26 protein-coding genes are annotated in these 25,383 nt (G+C 69.2%); 10 read left to right on the plus strand and 16 right to left on the minus strand.

Going from position 1 to position 25,383, the window contains the following annotated elements; all coding sequences use genetic code 11:
- Positions 1–216 precede the first annotated feature (216 nt).
- From pstB (AB0959_RS18070) to AB0959_RS18105, 8 genes are all read right to left on the minus strand, one after another.
- Complete coding sequence (gene pstB, locus AB0959_RS18070) at positions 217–993, minus strand: phosphate ABC transporter ATP-binding protein PstB (protein ID WP_366827391.1); 777 nt, start codon at positions 991–993, stop codon at positions 217–219.
- A 73-nt stretch (positions 994–1,066) separates the two neighbouring features.
- Complete coding sequence (gene pstA / locus AB0959_RS18075) at positions 1,067–2,125, minus strand: phosphate ABC transporter permease PstA (RefSeq protein WP_366827392.1); 1,059 nt, start codon at positions 2,123–2,125, stop codon at positions 1,067–1,069.
- Positions 2,125–3,126, minus strand: a complete 1,002-nt coding sequence (gene pstC, locus AB0959_RS18080; protein ID WP_366827393.1) for a phosphate ABC transporter permease subunit PstC — start codon at positions 3,124–3,126, stop codon at positions 2,125–2,127. The genes pstA (AB0959_RS18075) and pstC (AB0959_RS18080) overlap by 1 nt, the downstream gene beginning before the upstream one ends.
- 126 nt (positions 3,127–3,252) lie before the next feature.
- Entirely contained in the window at positions 3,253–4,380 is a 1,128-nt protein-coding gene (gene pstS, locus AB0959_RS18085) for a phosphate ABC transporter substrate-binding protein PstS (protein ID WP_366827394.1), read from the minus strand.
- 356 nt (positions 4,381–4,736) lie between these two features.
- Positions 4,737–5,516: a phosphate ABC transporter ATP-binding protein PstB gene (pstB, locus tag AB0959_RS18090; protein ID WP_366827427.1), complete on the minus strand. Its 780-nt coding sequence runs from the start codon at positions 5,514–5,516 to the stop codon at positions 4,737–4,739.
- 220 nt (positions 5,517–5,736) lie between these two features.
- The gene (gene pstA / locus AB0959_RS18095) at positions 5,737–6,648 is read right to left on the minus strand and encodes a phosphate ABC transporter permease PstA (protein ID WP_366827395.1); all 912 of its coding nucleotides are present in this window, start codon (positions 6,646–6,648) and stop codon (positions 5,737–5,739) included.
- Entirely contained in the window at positions 6,648–7,598 is a 951-nt protein-coding gene (gene pstC, locus AB0959_RS18100; protein WP_366827396.1) for a phosphate ABC transporter permease subunit PstC, read from the minus strand. Before pstC (AB0959_RS18100) ends, pstA (AB0959_RS18095) begins: the two co-directional genes overlap by 1 nt.
- On the minus strand, positions 7,595–8,587 hold the full coding sequence (locus tag AB0959_RS18105) for a PstS family phosphate ABC transporter substrate-binding protein (RefSeq protein WP_366827397.1): 993 nt from the start codon (positions 8,585–8,587) through the stop codon (positions 7,595–7,597). The genes pstC (AB0959_RS18100) and AB0959_RS18105 overlap by 4 nt, the downstream gene beginning before the upstream one ends.
- A gap of 487 nt (positions 8,588–9,074) precedes the next feature.
- On the opposite strand from AB0959_RS18105, the gene AB0959_RS18110 reads away from it, so the two are divergent.
- Positions 9,075–10,637, plus strand: a complete 1,563-nt coding sequence (locus AB0959_RS18110; RefSeq protein WP_366827398.1) for an FAD-binding oxidoreductase — start codon at positions 9,075–9,077, stop codon at positions 10,635–10,637.
- 48 nt (positions 10,638–10,685) lie between these two features.
- On the opposite strand, the gene AB0959_RS18115 is transcribed toward AB0959_RS18110, so the two are convergent.
- The 3 genes from AB0959_RS18115 to AB0959_RS18125 all read right to left on the minus strand — a co-directional run bounded on the left by AB0959_RS18115 (position 10,686) and on the right by AB0959_RS18125 (position 13,568).
- Positions 10,686–11,483: a phosphatase PAP2 family protein gene (locus tag AB0959_RS18115; RefSeq protein ID WP_366827399.1), complete on the minus strand. Its 798-nt coding sequence runs from the start codon at positions 11,481–11,483 to the stop codon at positions 10,686–10,688.
- A 233-nt stretch (positions 11,484–11,716) separates the two neighbouring features.
- Positions 11,717–12,724 carry a bifunctional lytic transglycosylase/C40 family peptidase gene (locus AB0959_RS18120; protein ID WP_366827400.1) on the minus strand — a complete coding sequence of 336 codons (1,008 nt, stop codon included), beginning with the start codon at positions 12,722–12,724 and terminating at the stop codon, positions 11,717–11,719.
- Between the two features lie 79 nt (positions 12,725–12,803).
- Positions 12,804–13,568, minus strand: coding sequence for a serine protease (locus tag AB0959_RS18125; protein WP_366827401.1), 765 nt, complete (start codon positions 13,566–13,568; stop codon positions 12,804–12,806).
- Between the two features lie 123 nt (positions 13,569–13,691).
- Between AB0959_RS18125 and AB0959_RS18130 the strand changes: the two genes are divergently transcribed.
- Positions 13,692–14,570 (plus strand): DUF1963 domain-containing protein, encoded by an 879-nt coding sequence (locus AB0959_RS18130; protein ID WP_366827402.1) that lies wholly within the window; start codon positions 13,692–13,694, stop codon positions 14,568–14,570.
- Between the two features lie 7 nt (positions 14,571–14,577).
- On the opposite strand, the gene AB0959_RS18135 is transcribed toward AB0959_RS18130, so the two are convergent.
- Positions 14,578–15,000 (minus strand): ATP-binding protein, encoded by a 423-nt coding sequence (locus tag AB0959_RS18135; protein ID WP_366827403.1) that lies wholly within the window; start codon positions 14,998–15,000, stop codon positions 14,578–14,580.
- 142 nt (positions 15,001–15,142) lie between these two features.
- Here AB0959_RS18135 and AB0959_RS18140 point away from each other — a divergent pair, with 142 nt between their 5' ends.
- From AB0959_RS18140 to AB0959_RS18155, 4 genes are read left to right on the plus strand one after another with little or no spacing between them, the layout of a single operon-like run.
- Positions 15,143–15,991 carry a helix-turn-helix transcriptional regulator gene (locus AB0959_RS18140; RefSeq protein ID WP_366827404.1) on the plus strand — a complete coding sequence of 283 codons (849 nt, stop codon included), beginning with the start codon at positions 15,143–15,145 and terminating at the stop codon, positions 15,989–15,991.
- A gap of 11 nt (positions 15,992–16,002) precedes the next feature.
- Positions 16,003–16,188: a DUF397 domain-containing protein gene (locus AB0959_RS18145; protein WP_366827405.1), complete on the plus strand. Its 186-nt coding sequence runs from the start codon at positions 16,003–16,005 to the stop codon at positions 16,186–16,188.
- Complete coding sequence (locus tag AB0959_RS18150; protein WP_366827406.1) at positions 16,181–16,444, plus strand: DUF397 domain-containing protein; 264 nt, start codon at positions 16,181–16,183, stop codon at positions 16,442–16,444. The genes AB0959_RS18145 and AB0959_RS18150 overlap by 8 nt, the downstream gene beginning before the upstream one ends.
- A 57-nt stretch (positions 16,445–16,501) precedes the next feature.
- On the plus strand, positions 16,502–16,906 hold the full coding sequence (locus AB0959_RS18155; RefSeq protein ID WP_366827407.1) for a Rid family hydrolase: 405 nt from the start codon (positions 16,502–16,504) through the stop codon (positions 16,904–16,906).
- 24 nt (positions 16,907–16,930) lie between these two features.
- On the opposite strand, the gene AB0959_RS18160 is transcribed toward AB0959_RS18155, so the two are convergent.
- Both AB0959_RS18160 and AB0959_RS18165 read right to left on the minus strand, forming a co-directional pair.
- Positions 16,931–19,252, minus strand: coding sequence for an FtsX-like permease family protein (locus AB0959_RS18160; RefSeq protein ID WP_366827408.1), 2,322 nt, complete (start codon positions 19,250–19,252; stop codon positions 16,931–16,933).
- Entirely contained in the window at positions 19,249–19,986 is a 738-nt protein-coding gene (locus AB0959_RS18165) for an ABC transporter ATP-binding protein (protein WP_366827409.1), read from the minus strand. The genes AB0959_RS18160 and AB0959_RS18165 overlap by 4 nt, the downstream gene beginning before the upstream one ends.
- A gap of 151 nt (positions 19,987–20,137) precedes the next feature.
- Here AB0959_RS18165 and AB0959_RS18170 point away from each other — a divergent pair, with 151 nt between their 5' ends.
- Positions 20,138–21,061: a histidine kinase gene (locus AB0959_RS18170; protein ID WP_366827410.1), complete on the plus strand. Its 924-nt coding sequence runs from the start codon at positions 20,138–20,140 to the stop codon at positions 21,059–21,061.
- On the plus strand, positions 21,058–21,777 hold the full coding sequence (locus tag AB0959_RS18175; protein WP_366827411.1) for a response regulator transcription factor: 720 nt from the start codon (positions 21,058–21,060) through the stop codon (positions 21,775–21,777). The genes AB0959_RS18170 and AB0959_RS18175 overlap by 4 nt, the downstream gene beginning before the upstream one ends.
- Positions 21,778–21,800: 23 nt before the next feature.
- Here AB0959_RS18175 and AB0959_RS18180 read toward each other — a convergent pair whose 3' ends face one another.
- Both AB0959_RS18180 and AB0959_RS18185 read right to left on the minus strand, forming a co-directional pair.
- Positions 21,801–22,442 carry an SRPBCC family protein gene (locus AB0959_RS18180; protein WP_366827412.1) on the minus strand — a complete coding sequence of 214 codons (642 nt, stop codon included), beginning with the start codon at positions 22,440–22,442 and terminating at the stop codon, positions 21,801–21,803.
- Positions 22,443–22,460: 18 nt separating this feature from the next.
- Positions 22,461–22,814, minus strand: a complete 354-nt coding sequence (locus tag AB0959_RS18185) for a metalloregulator ArsR/SmtB family transcription factor (protein ID WP_366827413.1) — start codon at positions 22,812–22,814, stop codon at positions 22,461–22,463.
- Between the two features lie 333 nt (positions 22,815–23,147).
- On the opposite strand from AB0959_RS18185, the gene AB0959_RS18190 reads away from it, so the two are divergent.
- Positions 23,148–24,506: a S53 family peptidase gene (locus AB0959_RS18190; RefSeq protein ID WP_366827414.1), complete on the plus strand. Its 1,359-nt coding sequence runs from the start codon at positions 23,148–23,150 to the stop codon at positions 24,504–24,506.
- A gap of 504 nt (positions 24,507–25,010) precedes the next feature.
- A complete protein-coding gene (locus tag AB0959_RS18195; protein ID WP_152778267.1) occupies positions 25,011–25,319 on the plus strand; it encodes a hypothetical protein in 309 nt (102 codons plus the stop codon).
- The last annotated feature ends 64 nt before the right edge of the window (positions 25,320–25,383 follow it).

Raw genomic sequence — 25,383 nt, forward strand, 5'->3', positions numbered from 1 at the left:
ACCCCAAGCACCCCTCACCTCGGGGGCACGGGGCGCAGCCCCCGAGGAGGGGACGGGTAAGGGCGGCGGGGGCGAGGAAAACGCGCCAACTCGCCACAGACGGCACTAAAACGGGCCCGCCCCCGGGAGCCAGGGGCGGGCCCTTGTTCCTCGCGGTGGCACCGCCATGCAGCACCGCGAGGGGTCCTCAAAACAAGGAAGCGACAGCAGCTCGGCTCAGCCGAAGCGACCCGAGATGTAGTCCTCCGTGGCCTGAACCGACGGGTTGGAGAAGATCCGCTCCGTGTCGTCGATCTCGATCAGCTTGCCGGGCTGACCGACGGCCGCCAGGTTGAAGAACGCCGTCCGGTCGGAAACCCGCGCCGCCTGCTGCATGTTGTGCGTCACGATGACGATCGTGAACCGCTCCTTCAGCTCACCGATCAGGTCCTCGATCGCGAGCGTCGAGATCGGGTCGAGCGCGGAGCACGGCTCGTCCATCAGCAGCACCTTCGGCTCCACCGCGATCGCACGCGCGATGCAGAGTCGCTGCTGCTGACCACCCGAGAGGCCCGAACCCGGCCGGTTCAGACGGTCCTTGACCTCGTCCCAGAGGTTCGCGCCCTTGAGCGACTTCTCGACGACGTCGCTCAGCTCGGACTTCTTGTACGAGCCGTTCAGCCGCAGTCCCGCCGCCACGTTGTCGAAGATCGACATGGTGGGGAAGGGGTTCGGCCGCTGGAAGACCATGCCGACCTCGCGCCGCACGGTCACCGGGTCGACCCCGGAGCCGTACAGGTTCTCGTCGTCGAGCATGACCTTGCCCTCGACCCGACCGCCGGGAGTGACCTCGTGCATGCGGTTGAGGGTGCGCAGGAAGGTGGACTTGCCGCAGCCGGACGGGCCGATGAAGGCCGTCACGGAACGGGGCTCCACGGTCATCGAGATGTCCTCGATGGCCTTGAAGGCGCTGTAGTACGCGGTGAGGCCGCTGATGTCGATTCGCTTGGCCATGTGAATCACTGCTTCTTTCAGTCGCTGACTTGGTTGCTGCCTGGCCCCACGCGGCGGAGCCGCAAATGGATGCCTAGCGACCGGTCTTCGGGGCCTTCCAGCGGGCGATACCGCGGGCCACCAGGTTGAGGATCATGACGAAGGCGATGAGGGTGAGTGCCGCACCCCACGCACGTTCGACGGACTGCGTGGTCCCGATCGCGTACTCCTGGTACACGTACAGCGGCAGCGACGACTGGGCGCCTTCGAACGGGTTGTTGTTGATGATCTTGGATCCGAACACCAGCAGCAGCACGGGCGCGGTCTCACCGGTGATACGGGCGATGGCCAGCATGACACCGGTGGTGATACCGCCGATAGCGGTGGGAATGACGATCTTCATGATCGTCTTCCACTTCGGCACGCCGAGTGCGAGGGAGGCCTCCCGCAGCTCGTTCGGGACGAGCTTGAGCATCTCCTCGGTGGAACGGACCACGACGGGCATCATCAGGATCGCGAGCGCCATCGATCCGGCGAAGCCGGAGAAGCTGAACTTGAGGATCAGAATCCAGAAGGACAGGACGAACAGACCGGCGACGATCGACGGGATGCCGGTCATGACGTCGACGAAGAAGGTGACGGCGCGGGCCAGCCTTCCCTTGCCGTACTCGACGAGGTAGACGGCGGTGAGCAGGCCGATCGGGGCGGCGATCACGGTCGCGATGAGCACCTGCTCGATGGTGCCGAGCAGCGCGTGGTAGACGCCGCCGCCGGGGTCGGTGTTGAGCACACCGTTCATCGAGTGGGTGAGGAAGTAGCCGTCGGTGATCTGCGCGCCGTTGCTGATCGTGGTCCAGGCCAGGGACAGCAGCGGCACGATCGCCAGGATGAAGCAGACCCAGACGAGGCTGGTGACGACCCGGTCCTTGGCCTGGCGCCTGCCCTCGATGCGCGCGGTGACGCCGTAGGAGCCGATGACGAAGAACAGCGCGGCGATGAGACCCCACTGGACCTTGCTGTCCCAGCCGGCGGCCAGGCTGAGGCCGATGGCCAGCGCGATGGAGACGACGGCGATCACGGCCGGCGCCCAGCGGGGCAGTCGGGCGGTGGAGAAGACCGGTGTCTTCGCGGGGGTGACGGTTGTCTGGGACATCAGGCGTTCGCCCCCGAGTACTCCTTGCGGCGGCCGATGATGTACCGGGCGGCGCCGTTGACCAGCAGGGTGATGACGAAGAGGACCAGACCGGAGGCGATCAGGGCGTCCTGGCCGAGCGTGTCGGCCTCCTTGAACTTGGACGCGATGTTCTGTGCGAACGTACCGCCGCCCGGGTCCAGCAGATGGCCGGAGATGATGAAGTTCGGGGAGAGCACGGTGGCGACGGCCATCGTCTCGCCGAGCGCGCGGCCGAGGCCCAGCATGGAGGCGCTGATGATGCCGGAGCGGGCGAAGGGCAGCACCGACATCCGGATGGTCTCCCACCGGGTGGCGCCGAGCGCCAGCGCGGCCTCCTCGTGCATCCGCGGCACCTGGAGGAAGACCTCACGGGTGACGTTGGTGATGATCGGCAGGATCATGATCGCCAGCAGGATGCCGACGGTGAACAGCGAACGGGCGGGTCCGGTGCCGGACTTCTCGAAGATGTACGTCCAGCCCAGGAACTCGTTGAGCCACTCGTTCAGGCCGCCGAGGTAGGGCACGAGGATGAGCGCACCCCAGAGGCCGTAGACGATCGACGGCACGGCGGCCAGCAGGTCGACGGTGTACGACAGCGGCGCGGCCAGCCTGCGCGGCGCGTAGTGCGAGATGAACAGCGCGATGCCGATGGCGACCGGCACGGCGAGCACCATGGCGATGACCGAGCTGACGATCGTGCCGTAGGCGAGCGTCGCGATGCCGAACATCGGCGGCGAGTTCTGCGGCAGCCAGTCCTGGAAGGTGAGGAAGTTCGCCTTGTTGTCGGACAGGGCGTTGATCGCGCGGTAGGTGAGGAAGACCGCGATGGCGGCCATGATCACCAGCAGCGTGATGCCCGAACCCTTGGCAAGCCCCGAGAAGACGCGGTCGCCGGGCCGGACGACGGCCTTCTGGGAGCTGGTGGGCTCTATTCGGTCCGTGGGAGGAGGGGGAGGAGACTGTGTTGTTGTCGTATCCATGACGTTCTCCGGTCTGCTGAGCCTGGTCCCGGCTCAGACAGGGAGCCGGGGCGGGCTCCCTTGGCGGCGGTGCACCGGACGAGACGGCCGGCCCGTGATGCTCGGTGGGCCGGCCGTCCAGTGGGGTCAGGCGATGGTCGGAACGATCTCGCGGACCTTGGCCGCGATCTCGTCCGGAAGCGGCGCGTAGCCCGCGTCGCTGAGGATCTTCTGACCGTCCTCGCTGGCCGTGTAGTTCAGGAACGCCTTGATGGCGGGCAGGGCGTCGGACTTGTTGCCCTTGTCGCAGACGATCTCGTACGTGACCAGGATGATCGGGTAGGCGCCGTCGGCCTTGGTCTTGTAGTCGAGCGACAGCGACAGGTCCTTGCCGGTGCCGACGACCTTCGCCGCGGCGATGCCGGCGGAGGCGGTCTCCGTGGTGGCCTCGACGGGCTGGGAGGCGCCGGTGTCCACCTTGGCAGTGGGGATGCTGTTGGACTTGGCGTAGGAGAGCTCGAAGTAGCCGATCGCGCCGGCGGTGCTCTTGACCTGGCTGGCGACACCGGAGGAGCCGGAGGCGGACTGGCCGCCCTTGGCCTTCCACGCCTTGTCGGGCTCGTACTTCCAGGACTTCGGGGCGGCGGCCTGCAGGTACTTGCCCAGGTTCTGGGTCGTACCGGACTCGTCGGAACGGTGGAAGGCCTGGATGTCGGTGGACGGCAGCTTCGCGTCCGGGTTGAGCTTGGCGATCGCCGGGTCGTTCCACTTCGTGATCTTGCTGTCGAAGATCTGGGCGATCGTGTCGGCGTTGAGGACCAGGTTGTCCACACCGGGGAGGTTGTAGCCGATGGCGATCGGGCCGCCGACCATGGGCAGGTTGATGCCCTGGCCGGTCTTGCAGACCTTCTTGGACTCCGTGGTCTCGTCCGGGGCGAGGGCGGAGTCCGAGCCGGCGAAGGCGGTGGTGCCCTGCAGCCACTTGGTGATACCGGCGCCGGAACCGTCGGGGCTGTAGTTGATCTCCACGCCGGAGCACGCCGTCTGGAAGGCCTTCACCCAGGCCTGCATGGCGTTGTCCTGGGCGGAGGAACCGGAGGCCAGCAGCTGACCCTTGGCGTCGTCACACTTGACGTTGCTCGGGGCCGCCGGCTTCCCGCTTGCGCTGTCTCCACCGGAGTTGTCGTCGGAGCCGCACGCCGTCAGGACCAGGGCGCCGGAAATCGCGACAGCACCGAGGGAAAGGGCGCGAAGCCGGTTGCGCTGAAGCTTCACTTTCAGGGATTCCTTCCAGAAGCCGCCGACCGAGGCGGCGTGCGATGTGGTGTCAGCCCGTCGAGACGGCGTCTCGCCGTGTCGTGGGATCCATCTCTCAGACTGCTTTGTCAGGCGCTGAGGGAGTGCCGTGGGGGGGCCGCACGTCGCACCCAGCAGGGCTGAAAGTAGGCAGATCAGGTGAAGCCGCCGATGGCCATAAATGAACGACGGGTGAACCCCTGTCGACAGTGCGGTTAGGTCACGGAACGCTTACGTCGAGGACACGCGAGGATTCCGACTCCGGAGACCCACCGGCGCGTCGAAACGGGCACCGCACGGGGCCTTGGCGGCCTCAGGGCCGGCACCGGGAGGATTCAGCCGAACCGGCCGGAGATGTAGTCCTCGGTGCGCTGGTCGGAGGGGGCCGAAAAGATCCGCTCGGTCTCGTCGTACTCGACGAGCCGGCCGTGACGTTCGCCGTTGTCGCCGACGTCCGCGGTGAAGAAGGCGGTGCGGTGCGAGACGCGTGCGGCCTGCTGCATGTTGTGGGTGACGACGACGATCGTGAACTCCTGGGCCAGATGCTCCATGAGGTCCTCGATCTTCGCGGTGGCGATCGGGTCGAGGGCCGAGCAGGGCTCGTCCATCAGGATCACCTCGGGCTCGACCGCGATGGTGCGGGCGATGCACAGCCGCTGCTGCTGGCCGCCGGACAGGGCGAGCGCCGAGGTCTTGAGCTTGTCCTTGACCTCGTCCCACAGCGCGGCATGGGTGAGCGTCTCCTCCACCAGGTCGTCGAGGCTTCCCTTGAAGCCGGCCACGCGCGGCCCGTACGCGATGTTGTCGTAGATCGACTTGGGGAAGGGGTTGGGCTTCTGGAAGACCATGCCGATACGGCGGCGCACCTCGATGGGGTCGACGTCCTTCCCGTACAGGTTCTCGTTGTGGTAGCGGATCTTCCCCGTGACGCGGGCGCTGGGGATGAGGTCGTTCATACGGTTGAAGCAGCGGATCATGGTGGACTTTCCGCAGCCGGAGGGGCCGATCATCGCGGTGATCTGGCGGTCGCCGATGGTCATGTTGACGTCGCGGAGCGCCTCGTGGTCGCCGTAGAACACCGACAGGCTGCCGACCTCGAAGACCGGGCTGGTCAAGGGTGGCGCGTCGCGGAAGGAGACCTGTGGGGCGGTCGTGCCGCTGATGGACGGGGAGGCTTCGGTGCCCCTGGGTGTCTTGATTGCCCCGGGTGTCTCGATGACCACGGGTGTCTCGGGGACCTCGGAGGGCGAGACCTCGGCGGCCGTTCGCGAGGACTGGAAGGCCCGTCGACGAAGGCGCTGGAGGCGTCGGGAGGATTGTCCGGTCATGGCGCGGTCACCAGCGGTGGGAGTAGTGGTTGCGGAGCCAGATGGCCAGGGAGTTCATGGCCAGCAGGATCACCATGAGGATCACGATCGCGGCGGCGGCGAGTGAGACGAACTCGGCGCGGGACTGGCTGATCCAGTTGAAGATCTGGATCGGCAGCACGGTGAAGGCACTGTCCGGGCCGGTCGGGTTGAAGGTGATGAAGGTCAGCCCGCCGAGCAGCAGCAGCGGGGCCGCCTCGCCGATGGCCCGGGACAGGGCGAGGATCGAGCCGGTGGCCATGCCGGGCACGGCCGCGGGCAGGACCTGGCGCCAGACGGTCTGCCACTGGGTGGCACCCAGCGCCAGGGACGCCTCCCGGATGGACGACGGTACGGCCCGGATCGCCTCCCGCGCGGCGATGATCACCGTGGGCAGCACCAGGAGCGACAGCGTGAGCGAGGCGGTGAGCACGGTCTGTCCGAAGCCGAGGCCGCGGGAGATGATGCCGAGCCCGAGGATGCCGTAGACGATCGACGGGACCGCCGCCAGGTTCTGGATGTTGATCTCGATCGCGCGGTTCCACCAGCGCCGCGGATCGGCGTACTCCTCCAGGTAGATGGCGGTGAGGATGCCGACGGGCAGGCAGTACAGCGCGGTGAAACCGATGACCCAGATGGTGCCCATGATCGCCGACTGCGCGCCGGCGTTGGACGGGTCGATGATGTCGGGGAAGTTGGTCAGGATCCGGGCATCCAGACGGGGCCACGCCTTCACCACGATGTACACGAGCAGACAGCCGAGGAAGATCACACCGACGGAGAGCGAGGCCCACAGGCCGAGCTGGAACAGCCGCTCCCGCCAGGGAGTGCCCTCGCCCCTGAGCCGCCGCCCCTCCGGGGCACCGGCCTGCGGTGCCTTGTCGACCACGGGGGCGCCCATCACTCGTACACCTGCCGGTACCTGCGGACCAGACGAATGCTGACCAGGTTCATCACCAGCGTCATGGCGAAGAGCAGCGCGCCCACGGCGAAGATCGTCTGGTAGCCGGTGGAACCGGTCGGCAGGTCACCGATGCCAGCCGCGGCGATGAACGCGGTCATCGTCTGCATGCCTTCGAGGGGGTTGAAGGACAGGTTGGGACGACCGCCGGCGGCGATCGCGACGATCAGCGTCTCGCCGATGGCGCGGGAGACCCCGAGCACGATGGCGGCGACGATGCCGGACAGCGCGGCCGGGAAGACCACCCGGGTGGAGACCTGCATACGGGACGATCCGAGAGCGTAGGCGCCGTCACGCAGGTCGTTCGGTACGGCGTTCATGGCGTCCTCGGAGAGCGAGGCGATCGTCGGGATGATCATGATGCCCATGACGAAGCCCGCCGAGAGCGCGTTGAACACCTCCGGTCCCTTGCCGCCGGGCCAGATGTCCTGCAGCAGGGGGGTGATGGCCTGCAGCGCGAAGAAGCCGTACACGACGGTGGGGACGCCGGCGAGCACCTCCAGGATCGGCTTGAAGAACGTACGGACCCCGGGCCTGGCGTACTCACTCAGGTACACCGCCGCGCCCAGCCCCAGCGGCACGGCGACCAGCAGCGCGATCAGGGTGACCATCAGTGTGCCGGTGACCAGGGGCAGGACACCGAAGTGCGGCGGCTTGAACAGCGGCGACCAGTCGGTGCCGGTGATGAAGTCGCTGAAGCTCACCTTGCCGAAGAACTCGGCGGCGGGCGGGATGAGCGCGATGACGATGCCGACGGTGGTCAGCACGGAGACCAGGGACGCGGCGACCAGCACCACCTTGACGGCCTTCTCCCCGTAGCGCGGCTGGGACCGCCCGAGGAAGCCGGGGCTTCCCGCGGCGGCCCTGTGCCCGCTACCGGTGGAGATCATGACTGGTGCTGCTCCTTCAGCTTGTTCCAGTCCTTGTTCAGCGTGCTCTCCTGCTGACTGTTCAGCGGCACGAACTGGGCCGCCTTGGCGATGTCGGCGTTGTTCTCGACGTAGAAGTCGACGAACCCCTCGACCTGCGCCTCGTCCAGTGAGGACCCCTTGGGGTAGATGAACAGCGGACGCGACAGCGGCTTGTAGGTGCCGTTCTGCACGGTCTTGGTGGTCGGCTCGACACAACCGTCCCCACCGTTGATCTTCAGAACCTTCAGCTTGTCCTTGTTCTCCTCGAAATAGGAGAGGCCGAAGTAGCCCATGCCGCCCTTGGAGCCGGACACGCCCTGCACGGTGACGTTGTCGTCCTCGCTCGGCGAGTAGTCCGTACGGGAGGCGCCCTCCTCACCGTTGATCTTCTCGGTGAAGTAGTCGAAGGTGCCCGAGTCGGTGCCCGGGCCGAACAGCTCCAGTTGCTGGTCCGGGAACGAGGAGTCGACCTGGTTCCAGTTGTCGACCTTGGAGCCGGGCTCCCAGATCTTCTTCAACTGTGCGACGGTCAGGCACTGCACCCAGTCGTTGTCCTTGTTGACCACGACCGACAGCCCGTCGTTGGCGATCTGGAGCTGCGCGTAGGTGATGTTGTTCTTCTGGCAGGCCGCCTTCTCGTCGCTCTCGATGGAACGCGAGGCATCGTTGATGTCGGTCTCGCCCGCACAGAACTTCTCGAACCCACCGCCCGTACCGGAGGTACCCACCGTCACCTTGACCTGGGGATTCTCCCCCTGGAACAGCTGCGCCGCCGCCGTGGTGAGCGGTGCCACCGTGCTGGAACCGTCCACCCGCACGGTGCCGGACAGAGCGCGCTTGACGTCCTCTCCGGCAGCGGAGGACCCGGTGGAACCGGTGGAACCACCACACGCACTCCCGGTCAGCAGCGCGACGGCGGTCAGCGCCACGGGGGCCACGGACCTGCGCAACGAAGTATGGATGCTCACGTGACTCCCCGTCCTGGCGTCGACGCCTCTCCGTCCAATATGAAATATCCGAGCAAAGTGCACTACTCGGGCAATCCGGAAGAGCGAGGTATGGGGACGGCAGGGGACTCTTCCAGGGGCGGCTCTTCCAGCCCGTCCGGCGCGGAACCAGGGGCGTAGGCCGCACCACCCAGGCCGTCAGCGTTCGTCGCGGGACCTGGGGGCACAGGCCGCACCACCCAGCCACCCAGCCCGTCCGGCGTTTGAGGACGAGGCCGTTCAGGCCGATCGCGGGGATCTGGGGGCGCAGCCCCCAGGGATGGGACGGGTAGGGGCGGCGGGGGCGAGACAACCTCTGGGACACCCGGCCAGGAGTAGCCCCCCACCCCACCCCCCTCCGGCGGAATGGCCAGAAGTCACCCCACAGCCACAGAAGACCGTTAAGACGCCGCTGGAACCCGTCGCCCGGTGAACCCGTCTCGTTCCACGAGAACCACCGGGAGGGCACATGGAACGGCGCATGTTCATCGGCGGCACGGCAGCCGCGCTGGCGACGGCGACGACGGCGGCAGCCACATCCGCCTGCACCACCACCAGCGGCGCAACCGAACGAACCACCGCCGAGAACACCTCACTCCGCTCGGCCACCACCAGCACCCGAGCCGCCGCCAACTGGACCGCCCTCGCCCGCGACCTAGACGGCCCCCTCATCCGCCCCGGCGACCGCGCCTGGCCAACGGCCCACCAGCTGTACAACACCCGCTTCGACTCCCTGAAGCCCGCGGCCGTCGCCTACGCGTCCCACACGGACGACATCCGCACCCTCCTCTCCTACGCAAAAGCCCACCGCACCCCCGTGTCGATACGCAACGGCGGCCACTCCTACGCGGGCTGGTCGTCCGGCAACGGCAACCTGATCATCGACGTCTCGAAGCTCAGCACCATCCGCGCCTCCGCGGGCCAGGCGGTCATCGGCGCCGGCGCCAAGCTGATCGACGTCTACCGCGCCCTCGCCGCGAGGGGCGTCACGATCCCCGCCGGCTCCTGCCCCACCGTCGGCGTCTCCGGCCTCACCCTGGGCGGCGGCCACGGCGTGGTCTCCCGCGCGTACGGCCTGACCTGCGACAGCCTCACCCAGGCCACGATCGTCACGGCCGACGGCAAGCAGCTCACCGCGAACGCCACCGACCACAAGGACCTCTTCTGGGCCCTGCGCGGCGCGGGCAACGGCAACTTCGGCGTGGTCACCGAACTCCGCTTCCGTACGCACCCCGCTCCCCAGGCCGTCTCCGCCTACATGACGTGGCCGTGGTCGAAGGCCGCCGCCGTGGTGAAGGCCTGGCAGGAGTGGGGCCCGGACCAGCCGGACGAGATCTGGTCGTCCTGCCACCTGGAGTGCGCGGCCGGCGGCACCCCGAGGGTCTCGATCGCGGCCTTCTCCCTGGGCACGTACGGCGAACTCCAGAACGCCGTCGACCGCCTGGCCGACCGCGTCGGCTCCCCGGCGGCCAGTGTGTCCCTGAAGCGCCGCTCGTACGAGGAGTCCATGGAGGTGTACGCGGGCTGCTCGTCCTTCTCGACGGACGCCAAGTGCCACCTCCCCGGCTCCACGCCCGGCCGCACGTCCACGGGCGCCCTGGGCCGCGAGACCTACGCGGCACGCTCGGACTTCTTCGACCGCTCGATATCGGCGGCGGGCATACAGACCCTGCTCACCCAGGTCTCAGGGGCCCGCGGTGGCGCGGGCAGCATCCAGCTCACGGCCCTCGGCGGCGCGATCAACCGCGTCTCCCCCACGGCGACGGCCTTCGTCCACCGCCGCTCAAGGATGCTGGCCCAGTACATCGCCTCCTGGAAGACGGGCACCTCCGGCACGACGGCCCAGTCCTGGCTGACCACGGCACACAACGCCATGTCCCGCCACGCCTCGGGCGCCGCGTACCAGAACTACACGGACCCGACCCTCACGAACTGGCGCAAGGCGTACTACGGCGACGCGGCCTCCCGCCTGACGACCGTGAAGAGGCAGTACGACCCGAACGGCTTCTTCAAGTTCCCGCAGTCGCTGTGAGGGGCGCGAACCCGCACACCCTCACACGCGAACCTCTACGCCGAACCGCTACGCCGCCAGGTCCCGCTCATCCTCATCCACCGAAGACTCCACCCGAGCCCCCGGAATCACGGCCCCACGACTTTCGGCCCCCCTGGCCGAGACCAGCCACCCCACCCGGGGCGACCGCTCGATCGCCTTCATCAGCGGAGTCAGCAGGGCCATCGCGACCGGCGACAGCAGCAGCGCCACAGCCGTACCCAGAGCGAAACCGCCGACCACGTCCGTCGGGTAGTGCACGCCCATGTACACCCGGCAGAAGCCCCCGAGCAGCCCCAGCACGATCCCCACCAGCCCGAACTTCCGGTTGGCGACGAACAGCGCGACCCCCATGGCCATGGTCAGCGTCGCGTGGTCGCTCACGAAGGAGTAGTCGGTCTTGCCGGAGACCAGCACCTCCAGCCCCTCATGGTCCACGAAGGGCCGCGGCCGCTCCACAAAGCCACGTATCGGCACGTTCACGAGCACCGCGACACCGGCGGCGAGCGGCGCCCAGACCAGCGCGGCCACGGACGACGCGGCATCCTCCCCGCCCCGCCGCCGCACACCCCACCAGCACCACAGGATCAGCAGCACCATGGCGAACAGCAGTCCGTACTCGCCCACGAACTCCATGACCCGGTCGAACCAGGTCGGCGCGTCCTTGGCCAGGCCATTGATGTCGTAGAGCAGACTGACGTCGGGGTTGGACCCGGACTCGGCGAGCGTGTCGGCCCCGGCGAGATGCGCCCCGTGACCGGAGAACCCTCCGGAGTACGCCCCGGAAAGGGTTCCGGAAAGCGTCCCGGACTCGGCGAATGCAGCCATCGTGCAGCGGCCCCTTCGTCGTCTGTTCCATCATCGGCGGCCGCACCCGTGCGTGCGCCGCCGCTGCCACCCCCGTGGTTGTAGGCGTCTTCACGCGTCGAAGCGCTACGAGACAAGGAACGCACAGTCCCCTTCTCCACGTTCCATACTCCACTGAATGATCACGCAGACGTTATCGAAGAGAGATACGTCTCCGCAGCTCAGGGCAGGGGTTCACAGAGAATTACGCGCCATCAGACATTCGTGGGCAACGCTTTCGCGCCATCTTCGGTGACCCGGGTTGCCCCGAAGTAGTCCGGTGTGTCGATGGGGTCGAAGCGGATCACGGCACCCGGCCTGGGCGCGTCGATCATGTACCCACCACCCACATAGATCCCCACGTGCCGGATGGCCCGGGAATTGGTGAGGTCGTCCGAGAAGAAGACCAGATCACCCGGAAGCAGCTCGTCCCGCTTCGGGTGCGGTCCCGCGTTGTACTGGTCGTTGGCGACCCGGGGCAGCGTGATCCCGACACTCTCGTAGGCGGCCTGGGTCAGGCCCGAGCAGTCGAAGCGGCCGCCCTGGCCGGCGGTGCCGGTCCCGCCCCACAGATACGGCGTGCCGAGCTTCTTCTGCGCGTACTCGATGGCGCCCGCGGCCTGCCGCGACGGATCGACCCTGGTGACGGGCGCGGCGAAGCTCTTCTCCAGATCCGTGATCGTCTTCACGTAGTTCTGGGTCTCCTTGTACGGCGGCACGCCCCCGTACTTGATCACCGCGTAGGCGCCCGCGTTGTACGCGGCGAGCATGTTGTGCGTCGGGTTCCCGGGCGCGTCCTTCACGTACTTGGCGAGGGAACAGTCGTACGACGCGGCCGACGGGATCGCGTCGTTCGGGTCCCACACGTCACGGTCCCCGTCCCCGTCGCCGTCGACGCCGTGGGTGGCCCACGTGCCGGGGATGAACTGCGCTATCCCCTGCGCCGCCGCCGGGCTCTGCGCCTTCGGGTTGAACCCGCTCTCCTGGTACAACTGCGCGGCCAGCAGCGCCGGGTTGATGGCGCTGCACAGGTTGCCCCACTTCTGCACGAGCGGGCTGTACGCGGCCGGGACGGCGCCCTTGGCGAGCGCCTTGGCGCCCTGACCGACCCCGTTCGCGAGGTTCCCGGCGGTCATGTAGACGCCGACGACGAGCAGCAGGACGAAGCTGAGGCCGGCGCCACCGAAGGCGATCCCCACGATCCATGCCTTACGCACCGTCAACCGCCCCTCACTGCCCGGCACTCCACCGACACGAAGTGTAGAGGCGACCGGCCGATCACGGAATGATCACTCGCGCCACTCACCCGCCTTCGGCGGCGCGATACAGACATGCCGCCTCGTCCCCGAAGACCACGCTGTACGACACGTCGTCCGTGGCCCCGCCCTCCTCGTGCCCACCGAGCACCCCGACGACCTGTCCGTTCCCGTTCACCCAGGGGCTCCCGCTGGTCCCGCTGGTGAGATCGGGGCATTCGATGCGCTGCTGCGTGGGATTGTGCGCCGTGGGCTTGTTGGTGCAGGCAACAGGGGCCTGGCCGGACTTGGGATATCCGGTGACGGTGACGGCGGTGGCCCCGGTGGCCCGGTGGGGCGCGAACACGTTCCCTCCGACGAGGTCCTGGATCCCGCGCCCGCCCTTGTGCTCCACGCGCGCGAAGGCGAGGTCACTGTCCTCGTCCCGGTCGCCGCCGTCCCACCCGCCCGGAACGTACGTCCTCCCGATCCGCCAGACGCCGTACGGCGCCTTCCCGTCCCGGAACCCGGGCACGAACACGAGATCCCCGCCCCCGTCGAGACAGTGCGCGGCGGTGAGGACGAGGTCGTGTCCCGCGCTCCGCACGACGGAGCCCGTGCAGAAGTGCCCGCCGCTCAGCCCGCCCCGGAAGATCGCCCCCACCCTCGCGGTGGCGGCACTCGCCGGCGCGGCGGCGGTCACCCCGAGGGGCCCGGGCCCGTCGTCGGCGACGGCGAGGGAGGCGGAGGTGACGGCGAGCAGCGCGACGACACCGAGCAGGGATACCCGGGTGCGAGTACGGGCGCGGACGCGCGGCTGGGTGCGGGACATCGCTCACAGGCTGCCCCGCGAGGGTGAGAACGCACCATGGGTGACTCTGAGAATTCCCCGTGAACCACACCGGTGACCGGAAGGGAAAGCCACGGTGTCGGACCCTCCCGCTACGGTTCCCGCATGAATCCTGAGCTGCGAGGCCGGTTAAGTCCCTTCCGTGACAAGGCGATTGCGGAAGGCATCCCCGCTGAGGACGTGGAGCGGTGGCTCGCCACGGCCCGCCCCTGCGCGACGCTGACGCAGGACGAGGGCGAGGACGGGGACGGGGACGGACCGGTCGTGGGCCGGTTCGGCGGCCCGCTCCTCCTTCCGGCCGACACCCCGGACCCCTTCCACCCCTTCGTCGCCTCCATCGACCTCGCGGCCCTGCCCGCCGACGCGACGGACCTCCCCCTGCCTCCCGACGGCCACCTGCTGCTGTTCGCCTTCGTCGAGGACGAGGGCGACTTCACCCCCACGGGCAGCGGCAGCGTGGTGTACGTCCCCGCCGGTACCGCCGTGGAGGAGCGGGACAGGCTTTCCTGGGCCTGGTCCGACGAGGACGAGTACCAGGAGACGGTCGAGAAGTTCCCTCAGGGCCCGCTACGGGCGACGGTCGATGTGTCACTGCCGTACCACTCCCTGGTCTCACTCTCCGAGAAGCCGTGGGTGGCGACACTCCCCGGCCATCCCCACTCCCAGGAACTGACCGACGTATGGGAGAGCACCCAGGACGACATCGCCACCTCGGGGCCGCTCCAGATCGGCGGATACGCCTCGCACGAGGCCGTCGACGTCGACCCGGTCGCGATCGCCGTGTCCGATGCCCTGGCGGCGGCGGAAGCGGGCCGACGGGACGGGGCGGTTTCGGGTGACGTCTCGGACTGGGTGCTCCTCGCCGACTGGCATGCCTGGGTCGAGGGCTGGGAGGGCGCCACCGTCCACTGGGTGATCCAGCGCGAGGACCTGGCCGCGCGGCGCTTCGACCGTGCGTTCACCAGCGTCTTCTGGAACCCCTGACCCGTCGCTACACCACGGCCCACAGCAGCTTCCCGCCTGTGGAGGCGCCCCGCTCCCGCAGCACGGACACCCCGAGCGAGTCCGCACACGCCCGCACGAGCTGCAGCCCGCGCCCGCGTTCGGCGTCTTGCTCGGGTACGGCGAGCGGGGCACCCTCCTTGAAGGCGTCCGGCACGGTCGGGTCGGCGTCCCACACGGCGACGACGAGCCGGTCGGGCTCGGTGGACTGGATCCGCAGGGCGTACGGCCCTCTCGTGTGCGCGTGCGCGTTGGTGAGCAACTCGGTGGCCAGTAGCTCGGCGGTGGGGGCGAGTCGGGTGAGGTCGTGGGCGGCGAGGGCGGTACGGAGGGTCGCGCGGGCGACGCCGGGGGCGCGGGGGTCTCGGGGGAGGTGGAGGGTGTAGTTCCAGGACGGGGATACGGTTGCCATGGAAGTCTCCGGTTACAGAGGGGAGTTGGACGGTCACTACGAAGGTACCGTCAAGTTGTAAGTTGTTAGACCGGGAGACGCGAAGTGCTTCAGCTTTCATGCGTGTGAGTGACGCAGCAGGTCGAAGGAGAACACGTTGGCCATGAGAGGCACCCCGACCGGGCGTCAACTCCGGCTGGGTACCGAACTCCGCAAGATGCGCGAGCGAGCGGGCCTGACCTCAACCCAGGCCGCGCAACTCCTCGGCATCAAGCAGAACCAGGTCAGCAACATCGAGGCCGGGCGCCACGGAGTGAGCGCCGAACGCCTGCGTACGATCGCCTGCCATTACGACTGCTCGGACAACGCGCTGGTCGAAGCTCTCACGACGATGCCCCCGGACCGTAAGCGGGGCTGGTGGGAGGAGTACCGCGACTTGCTGGCCGGTCCCCTCGTCGACCTGGCTGAACTGGAGCACCACGCCCAGTCGTTGCGCGACTCCACCACGGCCCGCATCCCCGGCCTGCTCCAGACACGCGAGTACGCCCTTGAGATCTTCCGCCAGGCGGTCATCGAACTCTCACCACCCGACATCGAGCACCGCCTCTCGTTCCGCATCAAGCGGCAGGCGATCCTCTACCGCGCGGACAACCCGACGCCGTACGAGGCGATCGTCCACGAGGCTGCCCTACGCATGAAGGTCGGCGGCTCCACGGCCGCCCGGCAGCAGTTGCAACACCTGCTCGACATGAGCGAGCGAGACCACATCACCCTGCGCGCCATCACGTTTGATGCCGGCGCCTACCCGGGTTCCGGGCAGTCGATCCATTACGCGCACGGCCCGGTGCCGCAGCTGGACACCGTCTACCTCGACCAGGCCCACGGCCTCGCGTTCCTCGACGCCGAGGCGCAGTTGCACAAGTACCGCACACTGTTCGACCGGATCGAGGCTGTCGCGCTCGCTCCCGAGAAGACCCGAGACCTCATTCACCACCTGCTGCGAGAACTGTGAAGGGAACGCCCGTGATCCTCCACTGGCAGAAGTCGTCGTACTGCTCCGAAGGCGCCTCCTGCGTCCACATCGCCACCACCACCAAAGCCATCCATCTCACCGAAAGCGGCGACCCCTCCACCGCGATACTCAAGGCCACCCCGGCCGCCTTCAACGCCCTCCTCACCACCCTCAAAGAGGAAGCCACCCGTGTCTGACATCCCCACCGACCTCGACTGGACCCGCGCCGCACCGCCGGAGGCAACCGGTCCGGGCCCCTGGATCGAGATCGCCTTCACCGAGGACGAGGACCCCGAGGCGCCGGTCTACATCAGGGAGACCAGCGACCCGGACAACGTCGTGACGACGAACCGCCGCAAGTGGGACGCCTTCGTACTCGGCGTGCAGGCGGGCGAGTTCGACCACTTCGTGGAGGGCGTCGAACTGGACCTCGACCCCGCACCGGAGAAATGACCTGATCCGATCCCTCCGGCGGGGATGGGCGGGGCCGCGCCGCATGTTCCGAGAGACATGACGACCGACCAGCGCACGATCACCAACCCGGCCGCCCTGCACGACCCGACCCCGTTCGGCTACAGCCACACCGTCTCGGCCCCCGGCGAGCTCGTCTTCGTCGGCGGCCAGTACGCCTCCGACCTCACCGGCGCCCCCGTACCCGGTGACTTCGCCGCCCAGGTGGACCTGGCCTTCGACCGGCTGCGGTCGGCGCTGGAGGGGGTCGGGCTCGGATACGAGCACGTGGTCCGTCTCGGCACCTTCATCGTCGACCACGACTCCGACAAGCTGGAGATCCTCGGCAAGGCGCTGCACGCCCGCTTCGGCGACCGGCTGCCGGCCCAGACGCTGAGCGGAGTCGCCTCCCTCGCGCTGCCGGGGATGCTGTTCGAGGTGGACGCGGTGGCGGTGCGGCCGTAGCCGATCACCGGCCACCGCGAGGCCTCACTCGTTGTGCAGGACCTCCGCGATCGTGAGCCGCGCGGCTCGCCGCGCCGGGACGAACGCGCCCAGCACCGCGATCACGAGGCCGGCCGAGGCCAAGCCGACCAGCGCCGGGGCCTGCCAGACGTCCGTCATGTACGCGGGCAGAGTGATGTCCACGGCGTCCACCATCCGCGGTATCACCAGCTCGTAGCCCGCCATGCCCAGCGGGACACCGAGCAGGGAGCCGAGCGCGCCGAGCACCGCCATCGACGTCACCGTCATCACCGTGACCTGGCGCGGGGTCATGCCGATGGACTTCAGCATGCCCAGGTCGCGGCGCCGGTCGTGAGTGTTGAGGACGACGGTGTTGAACACCCCGAGGGACGCGACCACGGAGAGCATCAGAGTGAGGATCGCCGCCGAGCCGATGATGGTGCCGGTGATGGAGTTCGAACCGGTCAACTGCGTGCTGATCCCCGCGTCGGCGGCCCTGGCCGCGCGCGCGTAGGCGGCCGGGTCAGCTCCGTCGCGAAGTCTGACGTGGTAGGCGATGGGCTGCTCCCTCGGCGACAGGGCCGTCACCGTGGACCAGTCGCCGACGACCAGCCGGGCGTCGTTCGCCATGAACTCCCCCACGACGACCACGTTCTCGCTCCGTTCGCCCTTCTCCAGCCGGAGACGGTCACCGACCCGCAGGCCGTTCTGGCGCAGGAAGGCCGATCCGCCCACGACCTCGCCGGTGCGGTGCATCCAGCGACCCTCGGTGAGCACGCTGTCCAGTTGGGGGCGGTCGCCCCGGCGCCCTTCGAGCATCACGTCCTGCGCGGAGCCCGCCATGTGTATGTCGTCGTCCGCCCTGGCGGTGACCTCCCGCGCCCCCGGCAACGAGCGCAGCAGGGCCTCGAGTTCGCGATCGCCGTGTTCCGGCTTGACCTCCTTGCCGTGCTGGAAGGCGCTGGCGTACACGGTCACCTGGAAGGCGTCACGGCCCGCGTTGCCGAACCTGGTCATCGTCGTGGCCAGACCGGTCGCGAACGTCACCGTGGTCACCCCCAGGACCACGGCGGCGAGCGTGAGGGCGCTGCGGCCCGGCCGGGCGAACGGCAGCCCCACGCCCAGACTCACCGAGCGCGGCAGCCCGCTGCCCGCCAGCCGGCGCTGGACGGCGAGGGCGCGCCCGGCGCGCGGGGCGCTCCCCGCGCTGATCGCTCGCGCCGCGGACAGCCGGTACGCGCGCGCCGCGGGAACGAGCGCCGCGAGGGCGCACACGGCGGGCATGCCGAGCAGCGTGACGGCGTTCACCCAGGCCGCCACGGAGACGCTGTCGTGGAACACCCCCGCCTCGGGCCCCGAGAACACGAACTGGAAGAAGGGACGCGCCAGCAGGTTGCCCACCGCGGTACCCAGCGCACAGCCGAGGACCGCGGGCACCGAGATCATCGTGAGATGCACGGCGACCACCTGCCCCGGCGTGAACCCCAGGGCCTTGAGCACGCCGATGTGCCGCAGGCCGGAGATCACGGCGCCGCTGACCACGTTGGCGATGATGAGCACCGCCACCGCGATCCCGAGGACGCCGAAGGCCATGAGGTAGGGGGTGAACGCCCGCGCCGAGCCGCTGATCTGCTGCTTGAGGGTGAGGTACGACCGGGAGGCGGTCAGCGCGCCCGTCGGCAGCCCTTCGGTCAGCGTGGCCAGTTCCGCGCGGATCCGGTCCTCCGAGGACGCGTCCGACGCCTTCGTGAAGCGCAGGAGCATCTGGGTGACCGTGGGGTGCAGGGCCGCCGTCTGCTCGGGAGCGACCCACGCGTCCGTGGTACGGCTCAGGTCGAAGGCGAACCCGACGATGGTGAGGTCCGGGCCCGAGGGCACCTTGAGCTTCTTGCCGAGGTCGTCCGCGGTCCAGTCGGACTGCCGGTTGAGGACGACCTCGCCGGGCCGGGTGGCCCAGCGTCCCGCCCACAGGTCGACCCGGTCCACCTGGCCTCCGGGGCCGGGGCGGCCCACGACCGTGATCTGGCTGCCGAGGCCGTAGTCCATGGCGTCGTCCGGCAGTTCGACCGTGGCCTGCGCGAAGGGCCCGGCTGCGGCCTCCACACCGGGCCGCCGGGCCGCCCGCTCCAACTGCGCGTCCGAGACCTTCGCCGGATCGAACGCGGCGACGACATGCGGACCGCGCTGCCGCGCGAAGGCCTTGTCGAACGGGGAGGAGGCGGCGTCGACGAGGCCGAGCGCGACCACCATCGCCGCCGTCGAGGTCAGCGTGACCAGCCCGATGACGAGCGTCTGGAGCCTGCGCCGCCGTACCGCCGCGCGCGCGGCCCGCCACACGGCCCTCACGCGGACGGCTCCAGGGTGTGCTCGCCGGTCACCCGGCCGTCGGCGATCTCGACCAGTCTGCTGGCGCAGCGCCGGGCGAGGTGCTCGTCATGGGTCACCAGGATCAGCGTCTGACCGATCTGGTTGAGGTCGAGCAGCAGGTCCATCACCTGCTCGCCGGAACGGCTGTCCAGGGCGCCGGTCGGCTCGTCGGCCAGCAGCAGGGCCGGGCGGTTCATCAACGCCCGGGCCACGGCGACCCGTTGCCGCTCGCCGCCGCTGAGCACCGCCGGGTAGGCGTTGCGCCGGTCGGCGATGCCGAGTTCCTCGAAGAGCTCCAGCGCCCGGCGGCGGGCCTGCCGGGCGGGGGTGCCGATCAGCTGCGCGGCCAGGGCGACGTTGTCGAGTGCCGACAGGTCGTCGATGAGGTTGAAGAACTGGAAGATCATGCCGATACGGCGCCGCCGGTACAGGGCGAGGCCCTTCTCGCTCAGCTCCCCCACGTTCTCGCCGTGCACGACGACCGAGCCGCCCGTCGGACGGTCCAGCCCGGCGATCATGTTGAGCAGGGTTGACTTGCCGCACCCCGAGGGCCCCATCACGGCGACCGCGTCCCCCGCCCGGATCTCCAGCGACACGCCGTCCAGCGCCGTCGTCTCGCCGTACTCCTTGCGTACACCGTCGAGCCGTACGACGAGCTCTCGCCTGCTGCCTTCAGTCCTACTGCCATCAGTCCTGCTGCCTTCACTGACCATGCACCGGACGCTAAGGGAGGAGCACGCGCTCAACATCCCTCCCGGGACGGCACCTTGGCCCGCAGTTCATTCCGCGCCTCATACCGGAGATGCAACGCCCTGGATCCACAGGCTGATGCGGTCCAGGCGGGCGTCTGCGAAGGTGAACCCCGTGAGGGAGGGGGACTGGAAGGGGGAGCCGGACGTGCTGACGGCGGCGCTGGGGGTGGCGTGCGGAGCCGCGCTGTGGCTGGCGGTGGCACTGGTGCGTACGCGACGCCGGTGGCAGGCGGCCGTCGGCGAGCGCGGCTGGCTGCTGGAGCGGGAGCGGGAGAGCGCCGCCCGTTCCGCGGTCACGGCCGAACGCGACCGTATCGCCCGCGAGTTGCACGACATCGTCAGCCACAACGTGAGCCTCATGGTGGTCCAGGCCGGCGCCGCCCGCGAGGTGCTGGGCACGATGCCGGACGAGGCCAGGGCCGCCCTGCGGGCCGTCGAGGACGCGGGACGCGGCGCGATGACCGACCTGAGGCACCTGCTGGGCCTGCTGGCCCCGCCACAGAACGGCGAGGACACGGACCAGGACACGGACCAGGGCGCGGACGAGGGCACGGGCCCGGACGGGAAAACGCACATGCTCAGGGACACGGGCGTGGCCGACCTGGCACCCCAGCCCGGCCTCGCCCGGCTGGGCCAACTCGTCGACCGGATCTCGTTCGCCGGCCTGCCCGTCGAGGTGCGGATCTCCGGCGAGCCGCGCCCCCTGCCCCAGGGCATCGACGTGACCGCGTACCGCATCGTCCAGGAGGCCCTCACCAACGCGCTCAAGCACGGCACCGGCGAAGGCGACGGCGGCAAGGCCGAGGTCACCGTGCGGTACGCGGACCACGCGCTGCGCGTGGAGGTGCTGAACACCGGCCCGAGCGTGCTGGCCGGCGACACCCCCGCCCCATCGAGGCGGCACCGGGAGGGCACGGGGCGCGGACTGCTCGGTCTGCGCGAACGCGTCGCGGTGTACGGAGGGGACCTGGACGCCCGGCGCCGTCTCGGCGGCGGCTACCGGGTCCGGGCCCGCATCCCCCTGGACCGGCCGTGACGGCGCCCGTGACGGCGGCTGCGGCCGAGCCGACGCCCCGCGTGCTCATCGCCGACGACCAGACCCTGATCCGTACCGGTTTCCGGCTGATCCTGACCGCCCGCGGCATCGAGGTGGTGGGCGAGGCGGCCGACGGCGCGGAGGCGGTGGCGGCGGCGCGCGAACTCCGGCCCGACGTCGTGCTGATGGACATCCGCATGCCGACCATGGACGGCCTGGAAGCCACCCGCCGCATCCTGGAACAGACCCCGGGCTGCCGCGTGCTCATCCTGACCACCTTCGACCTCGACCGCTACGTGTACACGGCCCTGTCGATCGGAGCCAGCGGCTTCCTGCTGAAGGACGTCACCCCGGAACACCTGGCGGCGGCCGTACGCCTGGTCGACACGGGAGACGCCCTGCTGTCCCCCTCCATCACCCGCCGCCTCGTGGAACGCTTCGCCTCGGACACGGCGACCCTCCCACCCGCCGTGCACGCCGACCTCGCCGCCCTGACGCCCCGGGAACGGGAGGTCCTGACCCTGCTGGCCCGCGGCCTGTCCAATGCGGAGCTGGCCACCGAACTGACCCTGAGCGAGGCCACCGTGAAGTCCCACGTGGCCCGGATCTTCGCCAAGCTCTCCCTGCGCGACCGCGCCCAGGCGGTGGTGCTCGCGTACGAGACGGGGCTCGTAAGACCGGGCCACTTCCGTGACGACAGGCCCTCGGACCGGTGACCCCGGCCTGATGTGCCGTTGGCTCAGCCGCCCTCCACACCCGTGTACGCCGCCGTCGTCCGGTCCGCCTTCGCCCGGGCCGCCGCCGGGTCCTCGCCGGCCGCCACGAACGCCTCGTACCACCCCTCGCTGCTCAGCTTCACGAAGCGGCGCCCCTCCTCGCTGCCCGCCCAGGCCATGCCCGCCTGCGGGTCCACGGCCGCCCCGGTCCGCAGGTGGAGCGTGAGCCCCACGAGCCCCATCTCCCAGCCGACGCCGACCGCGCCCGGCCCGAACTCCGCCCAGCGCGCGTCGTCCTCCACATGCATGAGGTGGTCGAGCTCGAAGCGGGTCCCGCCCTCGGGGACCTCCGTCAGCCGCAGCTCGATCCAGCTGACGTTCCCGTCGTACTCCCACGTCGCGCCGAAGCCCTTGGGCGGATCGCAGCGCTCGATGGTGCCGCCCGCCTGGCCCTGAAGCTGGTAGCGCCCGCCGAGGCGCAGCTCGCCGGAGACGGGCAGGAACCAGCGGGGGATGCGCTCGGGGTTGGTGCAGGCGTCCCAGACATCCTCGACCGTGGAGTCGTACGTCTGACTCACGGTCACCACACGTGCCTCGCCCGCCTTGAAGACACGGGAGCCGACCCGGCGCCGTACGGCGTTGATCTGGTGGGTCACGTCGATCATGGCTATCCCCTCAAAATGTTACGGTTCCTCGGAATCTGTCACATTCCGCCGGCGCTGCCGCTTGCCCCGTGCCAGCTCCGTCGCCAGGGCGTCCAGAGGCGGGGTCCAGAAGCGGCGGAAGCGGTCGAGCCAGGCGTCTATGTCGCGCAGCGGCTCCGAGTTCACGGCGTACAGGCGCCGCGCCCCCTCCGGGCGCACGGTCGCGAAGCCGTTCTCCCGCAGCACCTTCAGATGCTGCGAGACACCGGGCTGCGATATCCCGAACTCCACCCTGATGACCTCGGACACCGAGCCCGAGCTCTTCTCCCCCTCGGCCAGCAGCTCCAGGATCCGCCGCCGTACGGGGTCTCCGAGCACTTCGAACGCGTGCATGAAGCGAACGTATCACTAGTCACTTATATAAGCGAGTGATGATAGACCGCGCCGCACACGCCCCGCACGCCCCCGTGAGCCACCTGTGAGCCACCTGTGAGCCACCTGTGAGCCAGGTCAAGGCACAACCAGCCGCACTCCACCCCCCAGTCATCGGTCAGTAAGCCGTCAACGCGCTTCGGCAATGCGGTGGTCAGGATTCCGGAACCGGTCTTGTTGTCGCGTACTCGACAGGCGGATGGTCGTCCGCGGGCCGCCGCCCGCCGCCGGGGACTCCGCACCGGCGGCACCCACCCGCACTGCCCCTGTCACCCCTGCCCAGGAGGCTTTACGTTGCGTACCGCACCCCCCACCAGATCCAACGCCCCGGCAACCCGCCGCAGATGGCACCGCGTCAGCGGAGCCGCCGCCACCGTCGCGACCCTCGTCCTCGCCGGCCTCGGCGTCACGACCCAGGCGACGGCGGCGACGAACATCGCGACCACCCCGACGAAGACCACACAGACCACACAGACCACGAAACCCCACGTGACCTGGACCCGCTCCTGCGCCGCACCCTCGAAGAAGGGCGAGATGGCCTGCCAGGCACTCCGCGTCACCGGCGGAACCACCGCCTTCCAACTGGAGAAGGCCGCCAGAAAGGGCGTCACCCCCAAGGCGGCCGACGCCTCCTCCCCCTCCGGCTACGGTCCCAGTGACCTCCAGGACGCCTACGGCCTGACCGACGCCGCCGCGTCGGGCGGCTCCGGCGAGACCATCGCCATCGTCGACGCCTACGACGACCCGAACGCCGAGTCGGACCTGGCCGCATACCGCTCGCAGTACGACCTGCCGTCCTGCACCACCTCCAACGGCTGCTTCAAGAAGGTCAGCCAGACCGGCTCGACCACCTCGCTCCCCTCCGCCGACAGCGGCTGGGCCGGCGAGATCTCCCTCGACCTGGACATGGCCAGCGCGATCTGCCCGAACTGCGACATCCTCCTGGTCGAGGCCAAGTCCGCCTCCATGGCCAACCTCGGCACGGCCGTGAACAAGGCGGTGTCGCTGGGCGCGAAGTTCGTCTCCAACAGCTACGGCGGCTCCGAGTCCTCCTCCGACTCGACCTACGACTCCTCCTACTTCAACCACCCGGGCGTCGCCATCACGGTCAGCGCGGGCGACAGCGGCTACGGCGCGGAGTACCCGGCGGCCTCGAAGTACGTGACAGCGGTGGGCGGTACGGCCCTGTCCACGTCGTCCTCCTCCCGCGGCTGGACCGAGAAGGTCTGGTCGACGAGCAGCAGCGAGGGCACCGGCTCCGGCTGCTCCTCGTACGACGCGAAGCCGAGCTGGCAGACCGACACGGGCTGCTCGAAGCGCACGATCGCCGACGTCTCCGCGGTCGCCGACCCGGCCACCGGCGTCTCGGTCTACGACACCTACGGCTCCGACGGCCAGGGCTGGGCGACTTACGGCGGCACCAGCGCCTCGGCCCCCATCATCGCCTCGGTCTACGCCCTCGCGGGCACCCCGTCCTCCGGCTCGTACCCGGCGCGGTTCCCCTACGGGTCGGCCGGCACCTCCGCCCTCAACGACGTGACCTCAGGCAGCAACGGCAGCTGCTCCACCGCCTACTTCTGCACCGCCCGCTCCGGCTACGACGGCCCGACCGGCTGGGGTACGCCCGAGGGGGTGGACGCCTTCACCGGCTGACACAGGACCCGACGCACGAACTGACGTACGGGGCCGCACGAGAACACATTGAGCGGGCCGCAGCCGGCACACGGCTGCGGCCCGTTCCGTGCTTTCCGCGCCCACGACAGCGTCCAGTTCTGGCCAAAGCCAACAGCTTCCCGCCACCCCGCACGCACGCCCCGCATCCTCATCCGGCACACTCGAAGCCCCGTCAGAACCCGTCAGAAGCGGGGCGGAGCAGGCTTTGCGCACGCACCGGACGCGACCGCCACCGTGCACATCAGCACGAAGGGTGGTTAACGACGGAACCACACCACAGGTTCCTGTTCCACCTCGTTGCTCGATGTAACCTACCGTGATACACAGAGTGACGTTGCGACCCCTCGCAAGCGATCCGTACGAAACCCGCCAACCAATGACGCCAAGTCGACATACGACGGTGGAATTGTCGGCGACAATGGGCCCGACCTCTGCGCACCCGTGTAGAGGGTGCAGAACTACCCACTAGGGGCGGTGACTTACATGTTCGTTGCGGCCGAAAAGGGCGACATCACCACCATCATCGGCGGAATTGCCCCCGACTGGGGCCCCTTCGGCAGCCTGGGCAACGAGGCGCGGGTAATGATCGAGGTCGTGATGGCGGTCGCCATCCTCCTCTGCCTCGGCATCGCGATCTGGGGCGCGGCGAAGCAACGCATCGGCGCGACGGCCCTCCGCGACACCTTCAGCGCCGAACAGGGCAAGGGCCTCATCGTCGCGGGCCTCACCGGTGTCTTCATCATCGGTTCACTGGGCACGCTCTTCACCATCGTGTACGGAATGGCCGTGTAGTGCAGTCCAGGTAGTCCAGTCCAACAGACCGTCAGTTCCGGCCGGGCCCGCCCGGTGCCCCACT

It is taken from the genome of Streptomyces sp. NPDC046862, from assembly GCF_040704615.1.
Taxonomy (GTDB): domain Bacteria; phylum Actinomycetota; class Actinomycetes; order Streptomycetales; family Streptomycetaceae; genus Streptomyces.